The sequence below is a fragment of the Plantactinospora solaniradicis genome (genome assembly GCF_042658085.1).
Lineage (GTDB): Bacteria > Actinomycetota > Actinomycetes > Mycobacteriales > Micromonosporaceae > Plantactinospora > Plantactinospora solaniradicis.
Map to the genome: position 1 here is coordinate 402555 of NZ_JBHSPR010000008.1, position 17735 is coordinate 420289.

Sequence of the window (17735 nt, forward strand, 5' to 3'; positions counted from 1 at the left end):
CCCGGCGATGCGGTACGTCCCCTGACGCCACCGCCGTACGGGGGATCGCGGCGCACCGTCCACAACCGACGATCGACGGGCGTCCGCGCATCCACCGACCGGGCGGAGTTGCCGCTGCCTACCACTGGTGCTCTTGACGGGACGTTGCGCCGTGGTTAATGTCCGGTAACTTTGTGATCCGCGCCACAACCACAACCGGGGGTGCCCGGGATGCTGCAGGTGCGCAATCTGGAGGTCGTCTACGACGACGTGATGTTGGTGCTGCGCGGGGTGAGCCTCGCCGTGCCACCGGGTGGGATAGTCGCGCTGCTGGGTGCGAACGGCGCCGGCAAAACCACCCTGCTCCGGGCGATCAGCGGCCTGCTCGACGTACACGACGGCGCGGTGACCAAGGGTTCGGTGACCCTGGACGGCGACCCGATCCACCGGCTCCGGCCGGCCGCCGTCGTACGCCGGGGCGTCTGCCAGGTGATGGAGGGGCGCCGGATCTTCGCCGAGCTGACCGTGGAGGAGAACCTGCGGCTCGGTGGCCACACCGCCCACCGGCAGATCCCGACCCGCCTCGACCACGTCCTCGGGCTGTTCCCGGTGCTCGCCCAGCGCCGTCGGCACACCGCCGGCTATCTCTCCGGCGGCGAGCAGCAGATGCTCGCGATGGGCCGGGCACTGATGGCCGAGCCCCGCTACCTGCTGCTGGACGAGCCGAGCCTCGGCCTTGCGCCCCGGCTCGTCGAGCAGGTCCGGGAACTGATCGCGACGATCAATTCCGACGGTGCCGGCGTGCTGCTGGTGGAGCAGAACGCCACCATGGCGCTGTCGCTGGCCACCCACGGCTACGTCCTGGAGACCGGACAGGTGGTGCTCGACAAACCGGCCGAGCAGCTACTGGCCGACGACGACATCCGGGAGTTCTACCTCGGCCTGGGCGCCGCCGCCGCCGGCGCCGGCCGCCGGTCGTTCCGGGACGTCAAGCACTACCGGCGACGCAAGCGGTGGCTGTCGTGACGACGACCGACCCGGATCCCGGGACCGCCGCCCCGGACCGGACCGATCCCGGCAACGCCGAGCCGATCCTGCGGTTCGAGGACGTCCGGCTGCACTTCGCCGGGGTACGCGCCATCGACGGGGTGAGCTTCACCGTCGGTCGGCACGAACTCTTCGCGATCATCGGTCCCAACGGCTCCGGCAAGACGTCCATCTTCAACGTGCTCTCCGGGGTCTACCGCCCGCAGACCGGTCGGGTGGTCTTCGACGGCACCGACCTGGTCGGCCGCCGGCCACACGTGATCGCGGCGCTCGGCCTGGCCCGGACCTTCCAGAACGTCGAACTGTTCGCCAACCTCACCGTGCTGGACAACCTGCTGCTCGGTCGGCACCATCACCTCGGCTACGGCACGTTCGCCGCACTCGGCTGGCTGGGACGGGCCCGCCGGGCCGAGATCGCCAACCGGGCCGCGGTCGAGGAGATCGTGGACTTCCTCGAACTGGAACGGTGGCGGCGGCTGCCGGTCGGCCTGCTGCCGTACGGGGTGCAGAAGCGGGTCGAGCTGGGCCGGGCGCTGGCCATGGAACCGAAATTGCTGCTCCTGGACGAGCCGGTCGCCGGAATGAACCTGGAGGAGACCGAGGACATGGCCCGGTTCGTCCTCGACATCCGCGACGAACTCGACATCCCGATCGTGCTGGTCGAACACGACATGGGTCTGGTGATGGACCTGGCCGACCGGGTACTGGTGGTCGACTTCGGTCAGGTGGTCGCGACCGGCAGCCCGGCCGAGATCCCGCATCACCCGGACGTGGTCCGCGCCTACCTGGGGGAGGTGCCTCCGAGATGACCGAGGCCGGTACGACCCCGCCCGCCACGACCCCGTCCGCCACGGTCTCGTCGGCCACGGTCTCGTCGGCCGCGACACCGGCACTCACGATCGCGGCCCGGGTCCGGGAGCGGGCCCGGACCACCCCTGACGCGGTGGCGATGCGGGAGAAGGACCGGGGGATCTGGCAGGAGGTGACCTGGGCCGAGTACTGGGACACCGTGCAGACGGTGGCGCACGGGTTGCTCGCCCTCGGTGTGCAGCCCGGGGACCGGGTGGCGATCCACGCCGAGAACCGTCGCGAGTGGCTCTACGCCGACCTGGCGACGGTCGCGCTCCGGGCGATGACGGTCGGGCTCTACCCGACGAACCCGCCGGCCGAGGTCGGCTACCTGCTCGGACACTCCGGCGCCCGGGTGCTCGTCGCCGAGGACCAGGAACAGGTCGACAAGGCGCTGGAGGTCCTCGACCAGTGCCCGGAACTGCACCGGATCGTCTACCTCGAACCGCGTGGCATTCGGCACCGCTACCAGCATCCGGCGTTGCTCGACTGGGCGGAACTGCTCCGGATCGGCGCCGCGCACCGGGCCGCCGAACCCGGGGCGGTCGACGGACGGATGGCGGCGGCCACCGCCGACGACATCGCGACGCTGATCTACACCTCCGGCACCACCGGCCCGCCGAAGGGCGTGATGCTGAGCGTCGCCAACGTGGACTTCGCGATCCGGACCCTGGTCCAGGCCGGCGGGTTCACCGATCCGCCACCGGGACCGTCCGACGTGCTGCTGTCGTACCTGCCGCTGTGTCACGTCGCGGAACGGATCTTCACCACCTGGTTCAACGCCGGTGCCGGCGTGCAGATCGCGTTCGCCGAGTCGATCGACACGGTGCAGGCCAACCTGCGGGAGGTGCAGCCGACCATCCTCTTCGGAGTTCCCCGGATCTGGGAGAAGATCCTCGCCGGGCTGACCATCCGGCTGGCCAACGCGTCCCCGGTCAAGCGGTGGAACGCCCGGCTGTGGCTCGGGGTCGCCGACCGGATCGCCGGCACCCTGGTCCGGACCGGCGGACGGCCCACCGTCGGCACCCGACTGGCCTACGGGATCGGCTGGCTGTTCTGCTACCGGGCGCTGCGGGTCCGGATCGGCATGCGCCGGGTCCGGTACGCCGCCTCCGGCGCCGCCCCGATCGCCCCCGACGTGCTGCGGTTCTTCATGGGGATCGGTATCCGGATGCACGAGGTGTACGGGATGACCGAGAACACGGCCGTCGCCACCGGCAACCGGCCCGGCCGGATCCGGCTCGGTACGGTCGGCGAGCCGCAGCCCGGGATCGAGCTGCGGATCGACGAGGCGACCGGGGAGATCCTGACCCGGCATCCCGGCGTCTTCACCGGCTACTACCGCGATCCGGCGGCCACCGCCGCGGCGTTCGCCGACGACGGGTGGCTGCGGACCGGTGACATCGGCGAGTGGGTCGACGGCACACACGTCAGGATCACCGACCGGGCCAAGGACATCATGATCACGGCCGGTGGCAAGAACGTCGCCCCGTCCGAGATCGAGAACGCGCTGAAGGCGTCGCCGTACCTGAAGGAGGCCATCCTGGTCGGCGACCGCCGGCCCTACCTGACCGCGCTGATCGGCATCGAGCTGGAGACGGTGGGGGAGTGGGCGCAGCGCCGGGGCCTGCCGTACACCACCTACCGGGACCTGTCGGAGAAGCCGGAGGTGCGGGCGCTGGTCGAGGAGGTGGTCGAGGCGGTGAACGCCCGGCACGCCCCGGTCGAGCAGGTCCGGCGGTTCGCGCTGCTGCCCAAGGAACTCGACCACACCGACGGCGAACTGACCGCGACCCAGAAGGTGCGCCGGTCCGCCGTCGCCGACCGCTTCGCCGAGCTGGTCGAAGAGCTGTATTCGCGCCGGGACGCGGCATGACCGAGTTGCTGGAGAGCGTGCTGCGCGGGCTCGGCACCGGCAGCGTGTACGCCCTGCTGGCCCTCGGTTTCGTCATCATCTACAAGGCGACCCGGGTGATCAGCTTCGCCCAGCCCGCGTTCATGCTGGCCGGCGCGGTGCTGGTCACCTACCTCGCCGGACCGGTCGGGTTCTGGCTCGCGGTGCCGGTCGCCGCACTGCTCACCGCCGGGCTGGCGCTCGGGGTGGAGCGGGTCGCCGTCCGCCCGATGGTCGGCCGCCCGGCGTTCGTGGTCGCCATCATCACCCTCGGGGTGGACGTCGCGGTCCGGGTCGTGGTCAACGGGTTCATCGGGCTGGACGTCCGGCACGTCGGCGACCCGTGGGGACTGCGTACCGTCGCGATTCCAGGCACCGGCGTCGACCTGCAACAGCGGCACCTCGGGGCGTTCCTCACCACCACCGTGCTGATCCTGGCCCTGTTCGCCTTCTTCCGGTTCACCCGGATGGGCCTGGCGATGCGGGCCGCCGCCTACGACCAGGAGGCGGCACTGGCCCAGGGCGTGTCGGTCGGCGCGGTCTTCGCGCTCGCCTGGGGACTGGCCGGTGGCCTGGCCGCGGTCGCCGGCACATTCGCCGCCGCCGGGGCGAGCGTCGACGCGGCGCTGTGGCTGATCGCACTGACCGCCCTTCCGGTGATCATCCTGGGTGGACTGGACTCGCTGCCTGGCGCGGTGGTCGGTGGGCTCGCCGTCGGCATGATCCAGGAACTCACCGCGACCTATCAGCAGCACGCGCCCTGGCTCGGCGGCAACGTCTCGGTGATCACCCCGTACGTGCTGATGCTGCTCGTCCTGCTGGTCCGCCCGTACGGCCTGTTCGGCACCCGGGAGGTGGAACGGGTATGAGCGCCACCGGACGACGGCGTACCCGGTTGCGGGGGCGGCCGCTGCTGCACACCTCGTACGCCAGCGAACTGGCCCTGTTCGACACCCCGGCCAAGCGGACCTCGGTCGGGTTGCTGCTGGTCCTCGCCGTGGCCCTGCCCTTCCTGCTCTCCGACGAGGTGCTGCAACTGCTCGCCGTCTGCTGTGTGGCGGCGATCGGGGCGATCGGGCTCGGCCTGGTCACCGGGTACGCCGGTCAGGTGTCCCTGGGGCACGCCTTCTTCCTGGCCATCGGCGCGTACACGGCGGCGGCGATCAGCGGCGACCCGGACGGCCGGGTGATCGGGTTCGGGATCACCAACATCGGAGTCTGGCTGCCCGCCGCCGGCCTGCTCGCCGGGCTGGCCGGGGTGCTGGTGGCGCCGCTCGCCACCCGGCTGCGCGGGCTGTACCTGGCGATCGTCACCCTCGGCCTGGTCTTCATCGGCCAGCACGTCTTCAGCGAATGGTCGGCGCTGACCGGCGGTGCCGGCGTCGGCCGACCGGCGGCCACCCTGGAGTTCTTCGGCCAGCCGCTGGCCGCCACCGGGGCGCTCGGCACCCGCGACCAGAAGCTCTACTGGCTGATGCTGCTGTTCCTGCTGGTCTTCGCGCTGGCCGCGGCCAACCTGGCGCGGTCGAAGGTCGGCCGGGCGTTCACCGCGATCCGGGACCGCGACATCGCCGCCGGGGTGATCGGGGTCAACCTGGCCCGGTACAAGACGATCGCGTTCGCGGTCTCGTCGGCGTACGCGGGCTGCGCGGGCGCGCTGCTCTACACCGTGACCGGCTTCTTCGACCCGAGCTCGTTCAGCCTGCTGCTGTCGGTGCAGTACATCGCCATGGTGCTGATCGGTGGAGCGGGCACCATCTCCGGCGCGATCGCCGGGGCGTTCTTCATCACCCTGCTGCCCCGGCTGACCCGGGAGATGCAGGCGTGGGTGCCGTTCCTCAGCGCCCAGCCGAACGAGGTGCCCAACGTCTTCCAGGTGGAGACGATCCTCTACGGCGTACTCATCATCGTCTTCCTCATCTTCGAGCCCCGGGGCCTGTTCGGGATCTGGGTCCGGGTCCGCAACTACTGGAAGGCATGGCCGTTCTCCTACTGAGCTGCTCCTTTTCGACCCTGTGAGGTAGCCATGGGAAGGCACAGATCGTCCGCTTCCGGCATCCGCCGGATCGTGTCCGGAACCGTCGCCCTGCTGCTCTGCGGCGCGACCGTCGCGTGCCGGGGCGGCGACACCGAGACCGACGGGTCCGGGTTGAAGACCGACGTCGGCGTCACCTCCGAGCCGTGCCCGGAGGCGGTGGACAAGAACAAGGGCTGCATCTATCTGGGCATCATCTCCGACCTCACCGAGGGCCCGTTCCGGGCGCTCGCCGTCCCGATCACCGACGCGCAGAAGGCGTTCTGGAAGCGGGTGAACACCGCCGGTGGGATCGGCGACTACGAGGTCGACGTGACCCGGTACGTCCGGGACAACAAGTACAACCCGCAGACCCACAACCAGGTGTACCAGGAGATGAAGCCGAACGTGCTCGCCCTGGCCCAGACCCTCGGCTCACCGACCACGGCCGCGATCCTGGCCGACATGAAGGCCAGCAACGTGGTCGCGGCCCCGGCCGCGTGGACCTCGGCGTACGCCTTCGAGGACGTCATCATCGAGTCGGGCGCGAACTACTGCCTGGAGTCGATGAACGCGCTCGACTACGCGCGGGAGGCGTACGGGGTGAAGTCGGTGCTGGCGGTGCACCTCGCCGGAGACTACGGCGACGACGCGGCGGCCGGGGCGAAGCTCGGCGCGCAGACCCTCGGGATGACCTTCAACGCCGTGAAGACCGACTCGGGCGCGGACAAGCAGGCCGGCGCCATCCAGGCCATCCTGTCCGGCCGCCCTGACCTGGTGATCCTGACGATGGGACCGGCCGACGCGGCGGCGATCGTGGGACAGGCCGCCGCGCGGGGCTTCACCGGCCGGTTCATCGGCACCAGCCCGACCTGGAACCCGGCGCTGTTGCAGAGCGCCGCCGCACCCGCCCTGCTGGCCCGGTACGAGCAGAGCGCACCGTGGGACTCGTGGGGCACCGACACGCCCGGCCACCAGGCGCTGCGGGCGGCGCTGGGCGGGGTGACCCCGAACGAGGGGTACACCTCGGGCTGGGTGTGGTCGTACCCGATGAAGGCCGCGCTGACCAAGGCGGTGGCCAACGGTGATCTCACCCGAGCCGGGCTGGTCGCCGCGGTCAAGTCCCTGACCTCGGTGGACTACGAGGGGATGCTGCCCTCCGGTGCGGGCAACTACGCCGCCGGCCCGAACGACGGGGCGGTACGGGTGACCGCGGTCTACCGCCCGGACCGGGCCGCCCCGACCGGGACGAGGCAGGTACGGCCGTTGTCCACCGGCCCGACCGCGAAGGCGTACAACCTGGACGGACCCTGCTACGCGAAGCTGTGAGGTTCCGGCCACGATCGACCGGCCCGTCGGCGGTGGACGCCGTCGTCGACGAGCCGGGATGAGCTGGCCGCGGTCGGCCGGTCAACGGGCCAGCCGGTCGACCGCGGCCACCACCGCCCCCGCGCCGTCCTCGCCGGCCAGCCGGTCGGCGAGGAACCGGGCCCGGTGCCGGAAGGCCGGCTCGGTCACCGCGGCCCGGATCGCGGTGCAGAGCCGGTCCTCGCTGAGCCGGCGGAACGGGATCACCTCCGGGCTGACCCCGAGGGCGGCCAGCCGGGCGGCCCAGAACGGCTGGTCGGCCAGGATCGGCACCGGCACGGCCGGTATTCCGGCCCGGAGCCCGGCGGCGGCGGTGCCGCAGCCGGCGTGGTGGACCAGGGCCGCCATCCGGGGGAAGAGCCACTCGTGCGGCACGTCCCCGACGGTCAGGACCTGGTCCGATCCGGTCCCCGACCCCGGCCGGACGACACCTGTCGGATCGCCGTCGTCCGGGGGGCCGGCGTGGATGCCCCGCACCGCGTCGCTTCCCGGCTCCGGTCCGGCGTCGATGCCCTGCACCACACCGCGTACTCCGGCGCGGCTGAGCGCGCGGGTGACCAGGGCGTGCAGTTCCCCGCCGGTGTCGGCCAGGCTGCCGAAGCCGACGTACACCGGTGGTGGGCCGGTGGCGAGGAAGTCGAGCAGGGCCGCCGGTGGCCGCCAATCCGCAGCGGTCAGCGGCCACCAGTAGCCGACCACGTCCAGGCCGGTGCGCCAGTCCGGTGGCCGGGGCAGAACGGCCGGGCTGAAGCCGTGGGTGATCGGCCAGCCGGTGGTCTCGGCGTGCCGCTCCAGGTCGGCGATGTCGGCCGGCGGCAGGCCCAGCCGGGCGCGGAGCCGTCGCGAGGCGTCCGCGTAGACCCGGCGGACCAGCCGTTGGCCGAGCCACCCGGCGGCTTGGTTACCCCAACTGCCGAGCGACCGTACGCCGAGCAGGATCGGTGGAAACGCGCGGGTGGGATAGGTCGGCTGGAGGAAGACGCCGAGGCTGGGGATGCCGTGGTGCTGCGCCACCGAGTAGCCCAGCGGGGCGGTGGTGCTGGAGAGCAGCAGCAGGTCGGTGCCGGCCTCGGCGGCGGTCGCGATGCCGGCACCGAGGTTGCCGACGAACCGGCCGCCGAGTCGGACGAACTCGACCAGCCCCGGTGCACCGGGCAGGGACGACAGTCGTCGTTGCCCGGAGGCTGCGGTCCGGAGTGCCGGGAGATCGCCGGGGACCGGGCGGAACTCCAGCCCGCAACCGGTCACCAGACCGGCGTACCGGGGCGGTGCGGCGAGCGCCACCCGGTGACCGGCGGTCAGTAGCCGGGCGCCGAGGCCGGTGTAGGGGGCGACGTCCCCCAGGGAACCGGCGGTGACGATCAGAACCCGCATACGGACCTCCCGGCGGGCCGAAGAGGCGTTCGCTGGTGGCGCGGAGGTGTCCGAGCCCGCTGGTACAGATGGGGGTATCCGGAGTCTACGCCGGGGCCGCCGCCGTTGACCGGCGTCGGCGCGAACCGGGGGACGCGCCGCCCGGGCGCGAACGGGGACGCGACGTCGGGCGTGAACGGGGACACGACGCCCGGGCGTGAACGGGGACACGACGCCCGGGCGTGAACGGGGACGCGCCGCCGGCCGGGGCGGGGCGGCGGACGAGCCCGGGGCGGAAAAGGTGGCAGGACGGGGGTGCTCCGAGGATTCTTCGCACTTTCTCCGGGTAGATGGCCGGATGACGTTCAGTCCCGGGCGGTACCAGGTCAGCCGTAGGGAGGCATCCGAGCCGCCGACCGGCGGCTCGGGAGGGCGACGTCCCCGCGTGATGATCATCTACGCCAGCGCGGGTGCCGGGCACGACGGCGCGAGCCGCGAACTGGCCCGCCGGCTCCGGGAGCGGGGGCTGCGGGCGGACTGCGTGGACCTGGCCGACATCTTCCCGTGGGGACTCGGACGACTGCTCCGTGGCACCTACCACGGGATGTTGAGCCGGCTGCCCTGGATCTACGGGCTGCTCTTCTCCATCGGGGGCAACTTCAGTCGGGCCGCGCCGATCACCCGGGCGTTGCTGCGACCGGTGTGGCCACGGGTGCTCCGGATGCTGCCGCCGGACACCCGCGCCGTGGTCTCGACGTACCCGGTGGTCAGCCAGATCGTCGGGCCGCTGCGCCGGGAGGGTCGGCTCGCCGTACCGGTGATCACCTATCTGACCGACTTCGCGGTCAACCCGATCTGGGTGTCCCCGGGTATCGACGTGCACTGCGCCGCGCACGACACCACCCGGGCCGAGGCGCGGGCGCTCGGTGCGGGCGAGGTTCGGGTGGCCGGCCGACTGGTCTCCGCCGGCTTCCGTCCCGGGGCCGAGGAGGACAAGCGGAACGCCCGCGAACGGCTGGGGCTGCCCCTCGACGCGAGGCTCGCGCTGCTGGTCGCCGGCTCCTGGGGAGTCGGCGCGGTGGCGCGGACGGCGGCCGAGATCGCCCGGACCGGGGAGGCGGTCCCGGTGGTGGTCTGCGGCCGGAACACCGCGCTGTACCGCCGGCTGAAGCGGAAACGGGTCGGACACGTCTTCGGATGGGTCGACGACATGCCCGAACTGCTCCGGGCGGCGGACGTGCTCGTGGAGAACGCCGGCGGACTCACCGCGCTGGAGGCGATGGCCTGTGGACTGCCGGTGGCCACCTACCGGCCCATCCCCGGCCACGGCAGGGCGAACGCCGGCACCATGACCCGAGCCGGGGTGGCGACCTGGGTGCGGCGTTCCGCGGACCTGGGCCCGACCCTGGTCCGACTCGCCGACGGTGCCGAGGGCCAGCGGCAGCGGGCGGCCGGACTCGCGCTCTTCGACGCCGATCCGGCGGCGGTGGTGGCCGACGTCGCCCGAGGCGTCGAGGCGGCCTCGTCGGCCCGGAAACCGGTGCCGATCGACGATCCGGCGCTGGTCGAGAGTCCGGTGGTGGTGTCGGCCGAGGTGACGACGGGGCTCGACGCCGTACCACCACGCCGGACGCTGACCCGCTGGGTGGGGCTGCGGGCCAGCATGGCGAGGAAGCGGATCGGCGCGGACGAACCAGGGGCCGATGGCGGCAGTCACCCGGCCAACCGACCGGACCGGCAAGGCTGAGGTGCAGATCGCAGACCTGCGTCCCGTCCTCGGCGGCAGCGGGGCCAGGGCGGCGTCCCGCCGCACGGGCGTCCCGTCCCTGGACTCGGAGGTGGCGCGGTGAACGGCATCGCCATCGTCCTGGGGTTGGCCTCGGCCGCCTGCTTCGCGGTGAGTTCGGTGCTGGAGCAGCGTGCTGCCAAGCGGGAGCGGCCGACCCGGACCATCGACCCGCGACTGCTGATCCGGCTGCTGCACCGCCGGCTGTGGCTGCTCGGCTGGATCCCGGACGCCTTCGGCACCATCCTGCAGGCGCTCGCGCTGCGTTTCGGCGCGCTCGCCCTGGTCGAACCGCTCCTGGTCAGTGGCCTCTTCATGGCGATCCCGCTGGAGGCGGCGCTCGAGCGCCGCCGGCCGCACCGGCGGGACATGCTGGTGGTGGTGATTGGGGTCATCGGGCTCACCGGATTCCTGGTCGCCGCCAATCCGCGTGGCGGCGTGCAGGAGCCGAAGGCGTTGGCCTGGATCGGCGTCGGCGTCGCCGTCGGCGTGCTGGTCACGATCTGTCTGCTGGTCGCCTGGCGGACCCAGGCGGCGACCCGGGGGCTGATGCTGGGAATCGCCACCGGTCTGCTCTACGCCACCGCCGCGGCCCTGCTCAAGAGCGTGATCGAGAAGCTGCCGGATCATCCGGCCGAGGTCTTCACGGACTGGCATCTCTACGCCCTGATGTTGGTCGGCGGCGCGGCCCTGACCCTGAACCAGAACGCCTTCCAGGGCGGCCCGATCGCCGCCCCGCTGACCGCGATCGCGCTGCTCGACCCGTTCACCAGCGTGCTGATCGGGGTCACCGCCTTCGAGGAGGAGCTGTCGCTCCAGGGGCCACGCCTGATCATCGGCCTGGTCGCGGTGGCGGCGATGAGCACCGGCATCTGGATGGCCCGGCGTACCCAGTCAAGCTGACACGCCGGCCGGGCGGGCGTGGCCGCGCGGACCGGCCCGACCCGGTGGGGGCGCACGTCATCGGGGGGTCGAACACGCCGAGAGGAATTCGGCGGCCCGCGCCGCCGAGGGTGGGAAGTTGGGTACTCTCGGTGAAGATTACTTAGCGCGAGCGATGGGTTACTACCAATCCGGCGCGGCGGTCTGGCTGGGCTCGGGCTGACAGATTGACCTCGCGAGAGGCGGCAGCGTGCTTGATCTGACCGACGATGTTCCGGGCCGTCCGTCTGCGGATCGGCCGGGCGGACGCCGGCAGCCGGACACCGTGGTGGCCGGGGAGAACTTTCCGGTCGCACTCCGGGTCCTACCGGCACGGATCCGTCGGCATCTGCTCGCCCTCTACGGGTACGCCCGGTTCGTCGACGACCTCGGTGACGAGCCGGACGACGCAGGTCGGGACGAGCCTCCCGCCGTCCGACTCGCCGCGCTGGACCGGTTCGAACGCGAGGTACGCGCGCTGTACGCCGGCCACCCGCCACGGCACCCGGTGCTGGTCCGACTGGCGCCGACAGTGGTCGACTGCCGGATGCCGCTCGACCCGCTGCTCCGGCTGATCGAGGCGAACCGCCGTGACCAGGTCACGACGCGCTATCCGACGTTCGGCGCCCTGGTCGAGTACTGCCACTTCTCCGCCGACCCGGTCGGCGAACTGGTGCTGCACGTCTTCGACTCCCCGACACCCGCCCGGATCCAACTCTCGAACCGGGTCTGCACGGCGTTGCAGATCATCGAACACCTGCAGGACGTCGCCGAGGACCGGCGCCGGGGGCGGATCTACCTACCGACCCGGGACCTGGTGGCCGCCGGGGTGGCCGAGGAGGACCTCGACGCGCCGCAGGCCGGTGACGGGCTCCGCGCCGTCGTCCGGCGGCAGGCCCTACGGGCCGAGGAACTGCTCGACACCGGCTCGGCGGTGGTCGGCGAACTCTCCGGCTGGGCCCGGCTGGCCGTCGGCGGGTACGTCGCCGGTGGACGCGCCGCCCTCGCCGCCCTCGCCCGCGCCGGCTACGACCCGCTGCCCGGCCCACCCCGGCCGACCCGCCCCGCGATCGCCGCCGCGTGGGTTCGAACCTGGCTGGCACCACCCGCCGCCCCGGCCCGGAGCGGAGTACGGGAATGAGCGGCGACGACGAGTTGGAGCGCGCGTACCGGGAGTGTGCCCGGGTCACCCGCATCCAGGCACGCAACTTCTCGTACGGCATCCGGCTGCTCCGGCCCGACCGGCGCGCCGCCCTCTGCGCCGTGTACGCGGTAGCCCGGCGCATCGACGACATCGGCGACGGTGACCTGCCGGCCGCCACCAAGCTGGCCCGGCTCGACCAGATCCGGGCGGCGCTGCACCGGCTCCCGGACGCCGGAACCGATCCGGTGCTGGTGGCGCTGGCCGACGCCGCGGCCCGACTGCCGATTCCGCTGGCCGCCCTCGACGAACTGGTGGACGGCTGCGTCGCCGACGTCCGAGGTACCCGGTACGAGACGATCTCCGAACTCGTCGGCTACTGCCGCTGCGTCGCGGGCTCGATCGGCCGGCTCTCCCTCGGCGTGTTCGACCTCCGACCATCGGCGGACCGGGACGTGGCCGCCGAACTCGCCGACACCCTCGGCATTGCGTTGCAACTGACCAACATCCTCCGCGACATCGTCGAGGATCGCGGGATCGGGCGGATCTACCTGCCCCGGGAGGACCTGGACCGGTTCGGGTGCGGCCTGGAGATCGGCGCCGACGGCGGGTTGGCCGATCCACCGGACCAGTTGGCCGCCCTGGTGCGCTGGCAGGCCCAGCGCGCCGAACGGTACTACCAGGCCGGGCTGCGGCTGCTTCCGCTGCTGGACCGGCGCAGCGGAGCGTGTGTGGCGGCGATGGCCGGGATCTACCATCGGCTGCTGGCCAGGATGGTCGCCGATCCGATGGCGGTCACCCGGCGCCGGATGTCCCTGCCCGGCTGGGAGAAGGCGTACGTCGCCGCGCGGGCGATGACCCGGAGTGCGCCATGACCAGCGAACAGGTCTGCGTCATCGGTGGTGGCCTGGCCGGTATCGCCTCGGCCGTACGCCTGCTCGACGCCGGGCACCAGGTGACCCTGGTGGAGGCCCGTCCGGCGCTCGGCGGCGCCACCTACTCGTTCCGCCGAGGTGACCTCACCGTCGACACCGGCCAGCACGTCTTCCTCCGCTGCTACCAGCAGTACCGCGAACTACTGGTCCGGCTCGGCACCGCCGACCGGGCCGCCGTGCAGGACGGGTTCGCGGTGCCGATCCTCCGGGTCGGCGCGCCGCCGCACGTCCTGGCCCGGAACCGCCGGCTGCCCGCACCGGCCCACCTGCTGCCGGCACTGCTCAACTACCGTCCACTGCGCTTCGGGCAGCGGCTCTCGGCGGTCCGGGCCGCCGCCGCGCTGCGTGGTGTCGAGCCGGACGATCCGGCCGCCGACCGGGTCAGCTTCGGCGCCTGGCTGGCCGCACACGGTCAGGACGCGCCGACGATCCGACGGCTGTGGGAACTGATCTGCGTCGCCGCGCTCAACGCCCCGCCGGATCAGGCCTCGCTCGCGCTCGCCGCCCGGGTCTTCCGGACCGGGCTGCTCGACCAGGCCGACGCCGCCGACATCGGTCGGCCCACCGCGCCCCTGGGCGAACTGCACGGCACTCCGGCCGCCGCCCTGCTCCGGCAGCGCGGCGCCACGGTCCGCACCGGCGTACGCGTCCAGGGGATCCGGGTCGACCAGGGACGGTTCCACGTCGCGGGTGACGGCCTCGAACTGACCGCCGATGCCGTGGTACTGGCCGTACCACATCCGCAGGCGGCCCGGTTGGTACCCGTGGAGGCCGCGCCGGACCGGGCCCGCTGGGCGAGGCTGGGTGCGGCGCCGATCGTCAACGTGCACGTCCACTACCAGCAGCGGATCACCGAGTTGGAGTTCGCCGCCGGGCTGGACACGCCGGTGCAGTGGGTGTTCGACCGGACTCCGCCCGGCGCGCCCGGCCAGTACCTGGTGGTGTCCATCTCCGCCGCCGAGCAGGTGCTGGCGGTCCGGGCGGGCACCCTGCTGCGGACCTACCTGGCCGCGCTGGCGGAGGTCTTTCCGGCGGCCCGGCAGACCCGGGTCCGGGACGCGTTCGTCACCCGGGAGCCTCGGGCGACGTTCCGGCAGGGGCCGGGCTCACGCAGCGCCCGGCCACCGGCCCAGACCCGGTCACCCGGGCTGGCGCTGGCCGGCGCGTGGACCGACACGGGATGGCCGGACACGATGGAGGGCGCGGTACGCAGCGGCCAGCGGGCCGCCGACGTCGTGCTCGCCCACCTCGGGTCGACATCGAGCGCGGCGACGGAGGCGACGACGTGACCGGATCGAGCGCGGCGACGGAGGCGACGACGTGACCGGATCGCGTACGGCGACGGAGGCGACGACGTGACCGGATCGCGTACGGCGACGGAGGCGACGACGTGACCGAGCGGAGCGAGGGCTTCGGCAGGCCCGGTCGACCAGGTCATGGCGACGACGAGCGGAGCGAGGAGACGACATGACAATGATGCTGCCCAGCGTCCTCTCCCAGGTGGACGAACTCGTCCAGCCCGAGATCCGGGTGGCGCTCGAGCGGATCGACGAGCGTACCCGGCTGGTCGCCGGTTACCAGTTGGGCTACTGGGACGCGGCGGGCGAGCCCACCGGCCGGAGCGGGAAGGGGCTGCGGCCGGCGCTGGCGCTGCTCTCGGCCCGGGCCGCCGGACAGACCGTACGGCGTGGCCTGCCCGCCGCGGTCGCGGTGGAACTGGTGCACAACTTCTCGCTGCTGCACGACGACGTCATCGACGGCGACCTGGAGCGCCGGCACCGGCCGACGGCCTGGGCCGCGTTCGGGATCGGACCGGCGATCCTGGCCGGTGACGCGATGCTCAGCCTCGCCGACGAGGTGCTCTCGACCGAATCCGACCTGGACCTGGTACGCGGACTGTCCACCCTGCACACGGCGATCCGTCGACTGATCGCCGGACAGGCGGCCGACGTGGCGTTCGAGACCCGCGCCGACGTGACCCTGGACGAGTGCCTGGCGATGGCGCGGGACAAGACGGCGGCGCTGTTGGCCTGCTCCGCGACGCTCGGCGCGGTCCTCTGCGGTGCCCCACCGACGGTGGTCGACGGCCTGGCCCGGTACGGCGAACGCCTCGGCCTGGCCTTCCAACTCGTCGACGACCTGCTCGGCATCTGGGGCGAGCCGGCGGTCACCGGTAAGCCGGTGCTGTCCGACCTGCGGGCCCGGAAGAAGTCGGTGCCGGTGGTCCGGGCACTCACCTCGGGCGGCCCGGCCGGTGACCAGCTCGCCGACCTGTACGCGAGCCCGGGTGAGCTGTCCGCCCCGGACCTGGCCCTGGCCGCCGCCCTGATCGAGGAGACCGGCGCCCGGGACTGGACCGAGAAGCAGGCGGACCGGCTGCTCACCGAGGCGCTGGCCGAGCTGGACCAGCTGGGCGACCCGGCGACGGCCACCGGCACCGACCTCTCCGATGTGCACGCCGACCTGGTGTCGATCGCGCACTTCATGACGGGACGGGACTACTGATGCACCTGTTAAAAGGGGACCCCTCTTCTACAGAAAACGATAAGAAGGGGCCCTTCCTTACCGCCCGGGCGGCGCTGGACCGCGCGCGGGATCTGTTGCTCGCGCGGCAGCAGCCCGGGGGGTGGTGGCAGGGGGAGCTGGAGACCAACGTCACGATGGAGGCCGAGGACCTGCTGATGCGGGAGTTCCTGGGCATCCGTACCTCGGTGGAGACCGAGCCGACGGCCCGGTGGATCCGGTCGAAGCAGGGTGCGGACGGGGCCTGGGCCAACTTCCACGGCGGCCCCGGCGACCTGTCCACCACCATCGAGGCGTACGCGGCGCTGCGGCTGGCCGGTGATCCGGCGGACGCGGAGCACCTGTGCCGGGCCCGGGAGTTCGTGCTCGCCCACGGTGGGATCGAGCGGAGCCGGGTCTTCACCCGACTCTGGCTGGCGCTGTTCGGCGAGTGGCCGTGGCAGCGGCTGCCGGCGATCCCGCCCGAGGTGGTGCTGCTGCCGCCGTGGTTTCCGCTCAACGTCTACGACTTCGCCTGCTGGGCCCGGCAGACCATCGTTCCGCTCTCCATCGTCCGGTCGCTGCGCCCGGTACGTCCGCTCGGGTTCTCGCTCGGCGAGCTGCGTACCGGCCGGCTGCCGGAGCCGGAGCCCGCGCTGCGCCGACGGAGTAGGTGGATGCACCGGCTCGACGGGGCGCTGCGCGGCTACGAGCGCCATCCGTTCGGCCCGGTCCGGCGCAACGCGCTCCGCCGGGCGGCGGAGTGGATCGTGGCCCGGCAGGAGGCCGACGGCTCGTGGGGCGGGATCCAGCCGCCCTGGGTCTATTCGCTGATCGCGTTGCACCTGCTCGGCTATCCGCTGTCCCATCCAGTGCTGCGCAGCGGACTGGCCGGACTGGAGCGGTTCACCGTCCGGGAGGAGACCCCGGACGGCCCGGTACGCCGGTTGGAGGCGTGTCAGTCCCCGGTCTGGGACACCGCGCTCGCGATGGTCGCCCTCGCCGACGCGGGGCTGCCGGCCGAGCATCCGGCCCTGGCCAGCGCGGCGGAATGGCTGCTGGCCGAGGAGATCAGGGTGCCCGGGGACTGGGCCGTACGCCGACCCGGCCTCGCGCCCGGCGGCTGGGCCTTCGAGTTCGACAACGACGGCTACCCGGACACCGACGACACCGCCGAGGTGCTGCTGGCGCTCCGGCGTGCGGGACCTGATCCGGCGGTCCGGGCGGCGATGGAGCGCGGCGTCGCCTGGCTGCGCGGCATGCAGTCGCGCGACGGCGGCTGGGGTGCGTTCGACGCGGACAACACCCGGGCGATCGCCCGCAGCCTGCCGTTCTGCGACTTCGGCGAGGTGATCGACCCGCCGAGCGCGGACGTCACCGCGCACGTCGTGGAGGCGCTCTGCGCCGAGGGGCTGACCGGCGGGGCGGCCGTCCGCCGGGGGGTCGGCTGGCTCATGCGCAACCAGGAGGCGGACGGCTCCTGGTTCGGCCGGTGGGGCGCCAACCACGTGTACGGAACCGGCGCGGTCGTGCCGGCGTTGATCGCCGCCGGGGTGCGGCCGGACGATCCGGCGATCGTCCGGGCGGTGTGCTGGCTGCACCGCCGGCAGAACCCGGACGGCGGCTGGGGCGAGGACATGCGCTCGTACCGCGATCCAGCCTGGCGCGGGCAGGGCGTCTCCACCGCCTCGCAGACCGCCTGGGCGCTGCTGGCCCTGCACGCGGCCCGGTCCGACGACGCGGCGTCGGTCCAGCGGGGGATCGGCTGGCTGGTCGAGACCCAGCGCCCGGACGGGGGCTGGGACGAACCGCAGTTCACCGGCACCGGCTTTCCCGGTGACTTCTACATCAACTACCACCTGTACCGGCTGGTGTTCCCGATCAGCGCCCTCGGCCGGCTGTTGCGCGACTCGGACGGGTCCAGTTGAGCGACGCCGACTGGGTGC

Annotated in this window: 14 protein-coding genes; 13 read left to right on the forward strand and 1 reads right to left on the reverse strand. The window is 72.7% G+C overall.

The genetic code is table 11. From position 1 onward, the window contains the following. Positions 1-210 precede the first annotated feature (210 nt). From ACFP2T_RS11545 to ACFP2T_RS11570, 6 genes are all read left to right on the forward strand, one after another. Positions 211-1005, forward strand: coding sequence for an ABC transporter ATP-binding protein (locus ACFP2T_RS11545; protein WP_377420598.1), 795 nt, complete (start codon positions 211-213; stop codon positions 1003-1005). Further along, positions 1002-1835, forward strand: a complete 834-nt coding sequence (locus ACFP2T_RS11550) for an ABC transporter ATP-binding protein (RefSeq protein ID WP_377420600.1) — start codon at positions 1002-1004, stop codon at positions 1833-1835. Before ACFP2T_RS11545 ends, ACFP2T_RS11550 begins: the two co-directional genes overlap by 4 nt. Then, positions 1832-3751, forward strand: coding sequence for an AMP-dependent synthetase/ligase (locus ACFP2T_RS11555; protein ID WP_377420601.1), 1920 nt, complete (start codon positions 1832-1834; stop codon positions 3749-3751). Before ACFP2T_RS11550 ends, ACFP2T_RS11555 begins: the two co-directional genes overlap by 4 nt. Further along, positions 3748-4638 (forward strand): branched-chain amino acid ABC transporter permease, encoded by an 891-nt coding sequence (locus ACFP2T_RS11560; protein WP_377420602.1) that lies wholly within the window; start codon positions 3748-3750, stop codon positions 4636-4638. The genes ACFP2T_RS11555 and ACFP2T_RS11560 overlap by 4 nt, the downstream gene beginning before the upstream one ends. After that, entirely contained in the window at positions 4635-5765 is a 1131-nt protein-coding gene (locus tag ACFP2T_RS11565; protein ID WP_377420604.1) for a branched-chain amino acid ABC transporter permease, read from the forward strand. Before ACFP2T_RS11560 ends, ACFP2T_RS11565 begins: the two co-directional genes overlap by 4 nt. Positions 5766-5837: 72 nt before the next feature. Further along, positions 5838-7112 carry an ABC transporter substrate-binding protein gene (locus ACFP2T_RS11570; RefSeq protein ID WP_377420606.1) on the forward strand — a complete coding sequence of 425 codons (1275 nt, stop codon included), beginning with the start codon at positions 5838-5840 and terminating at the stop codon, positions 7110-7112. 81 nt (positions 7113-7193) lie between these two features. On the opposite strand, the gene ACFP2T_RS11575 is transcribed toward ACFP2T_RS11570, so the two are convergent. Then, complete coding sequence (locus tag ACFP2T_RS11575) at positions 7194-8525, reverse strand: glycosyltransferase (RefSeq protein WP_377420608.1); 1332 nt, start codon at positions 8523-8525, stop codon at positions 7194-7196. 337 nt (positions 8526-8862) lie between these two features. Here ACFP2T_RS11575 and ACFP2T_RS11580 point away from each other — a divergent pair, with 337 nt between their 5' ends. From ACFP2T_RS11580 to shc, 7 genes are all read left to right on the forward strand, one after another. Further along, positions 8863-10251, forward strand: coding sequence for a glycosyltransferase (locus ACFP2T_RS11580; RefSeq protein ID WP_377420610.1), 1389 nt, complete (start codon positions 8863-8865; stop codon positions 10249-10251). 99 nt (positions 10252-10350) lie between these two features. Continuing rightward, positions 10351-11193 carry a DMT family transporter gene (locus ACFP2T_RS11585; RefSeq protein WP_377420612.1) on the forward strand — a complete coding sequence of 281 codons (843 nt, stop codon included), beginning with the start codon at positions 10351-10353 and terminating at the stop codon, positions 11191-11193. A gap of 229 nt (positions 11194-11422) precedes the next feature. Next, complete coding sequence (hpnC, locus tag ACFP2T_RS11590; RefSeq protein ID WP_377420613.1) at positions 11423-12352, forward strand: squalene synthase HpnC; 930 nt, start codon at positions 11423-11425, stop codon at positions 12350-12352. Beyond that, on the forward strand, positions 12349-13227 hold the full coding sequence (gene hpnD / locus ACFP2T_RS11595) for a presqualene diphosphate synthase HpnD (protein WP_377420615.1): 879 nt from the start codon (positions 12349-12351) through the stop codon (positions 13225-13227). The genes hpnC and hpnD overlap by 4 nt, the downstream gene beginning before the upstream one ends. Beyond that, on the forward strand, positions 13224-14576 hold the full coding sequence (gene hpnE, locus ACFP2T_RS11600; protein WP_377420617.1) for a hydroxysqualene dehydroxylase HpnE: 1353 nt from the start codon (positions 13224-13226) through the stop codon (positions 14574-14576). Before hpnD ends, hpnE begins: the two co-directional genes overlap by 4 nt. 178 nt (positions 14577-14754) lie before the next feature. Continuing rightward, positions 14755-15792, forward strand: coding sequence for a polyprenyl synthetase family protein (locus ACFP2T_RS11605; protein ID WP_377420619.1), 1038 nt, complete (start codon positions 14755-14757; stop codon positions 15790-15792). After that, complete coding sequence (gene shc, locus ACFP2T_RS11610) at positions 15792-17717, forward strand: squalene--hopene cyclase (RefSeq protein WP_377420621.1); 1926 nt, start codon at positions 15792-15794, stop codon at positions 17715-17717. Before ACFP2T_RS11605 ends, shc begins: the two co-directional genes overlap by 1 nt. The last annotated feature ends 18 nt before the right edge of the window (positions 17718-17735 follow it).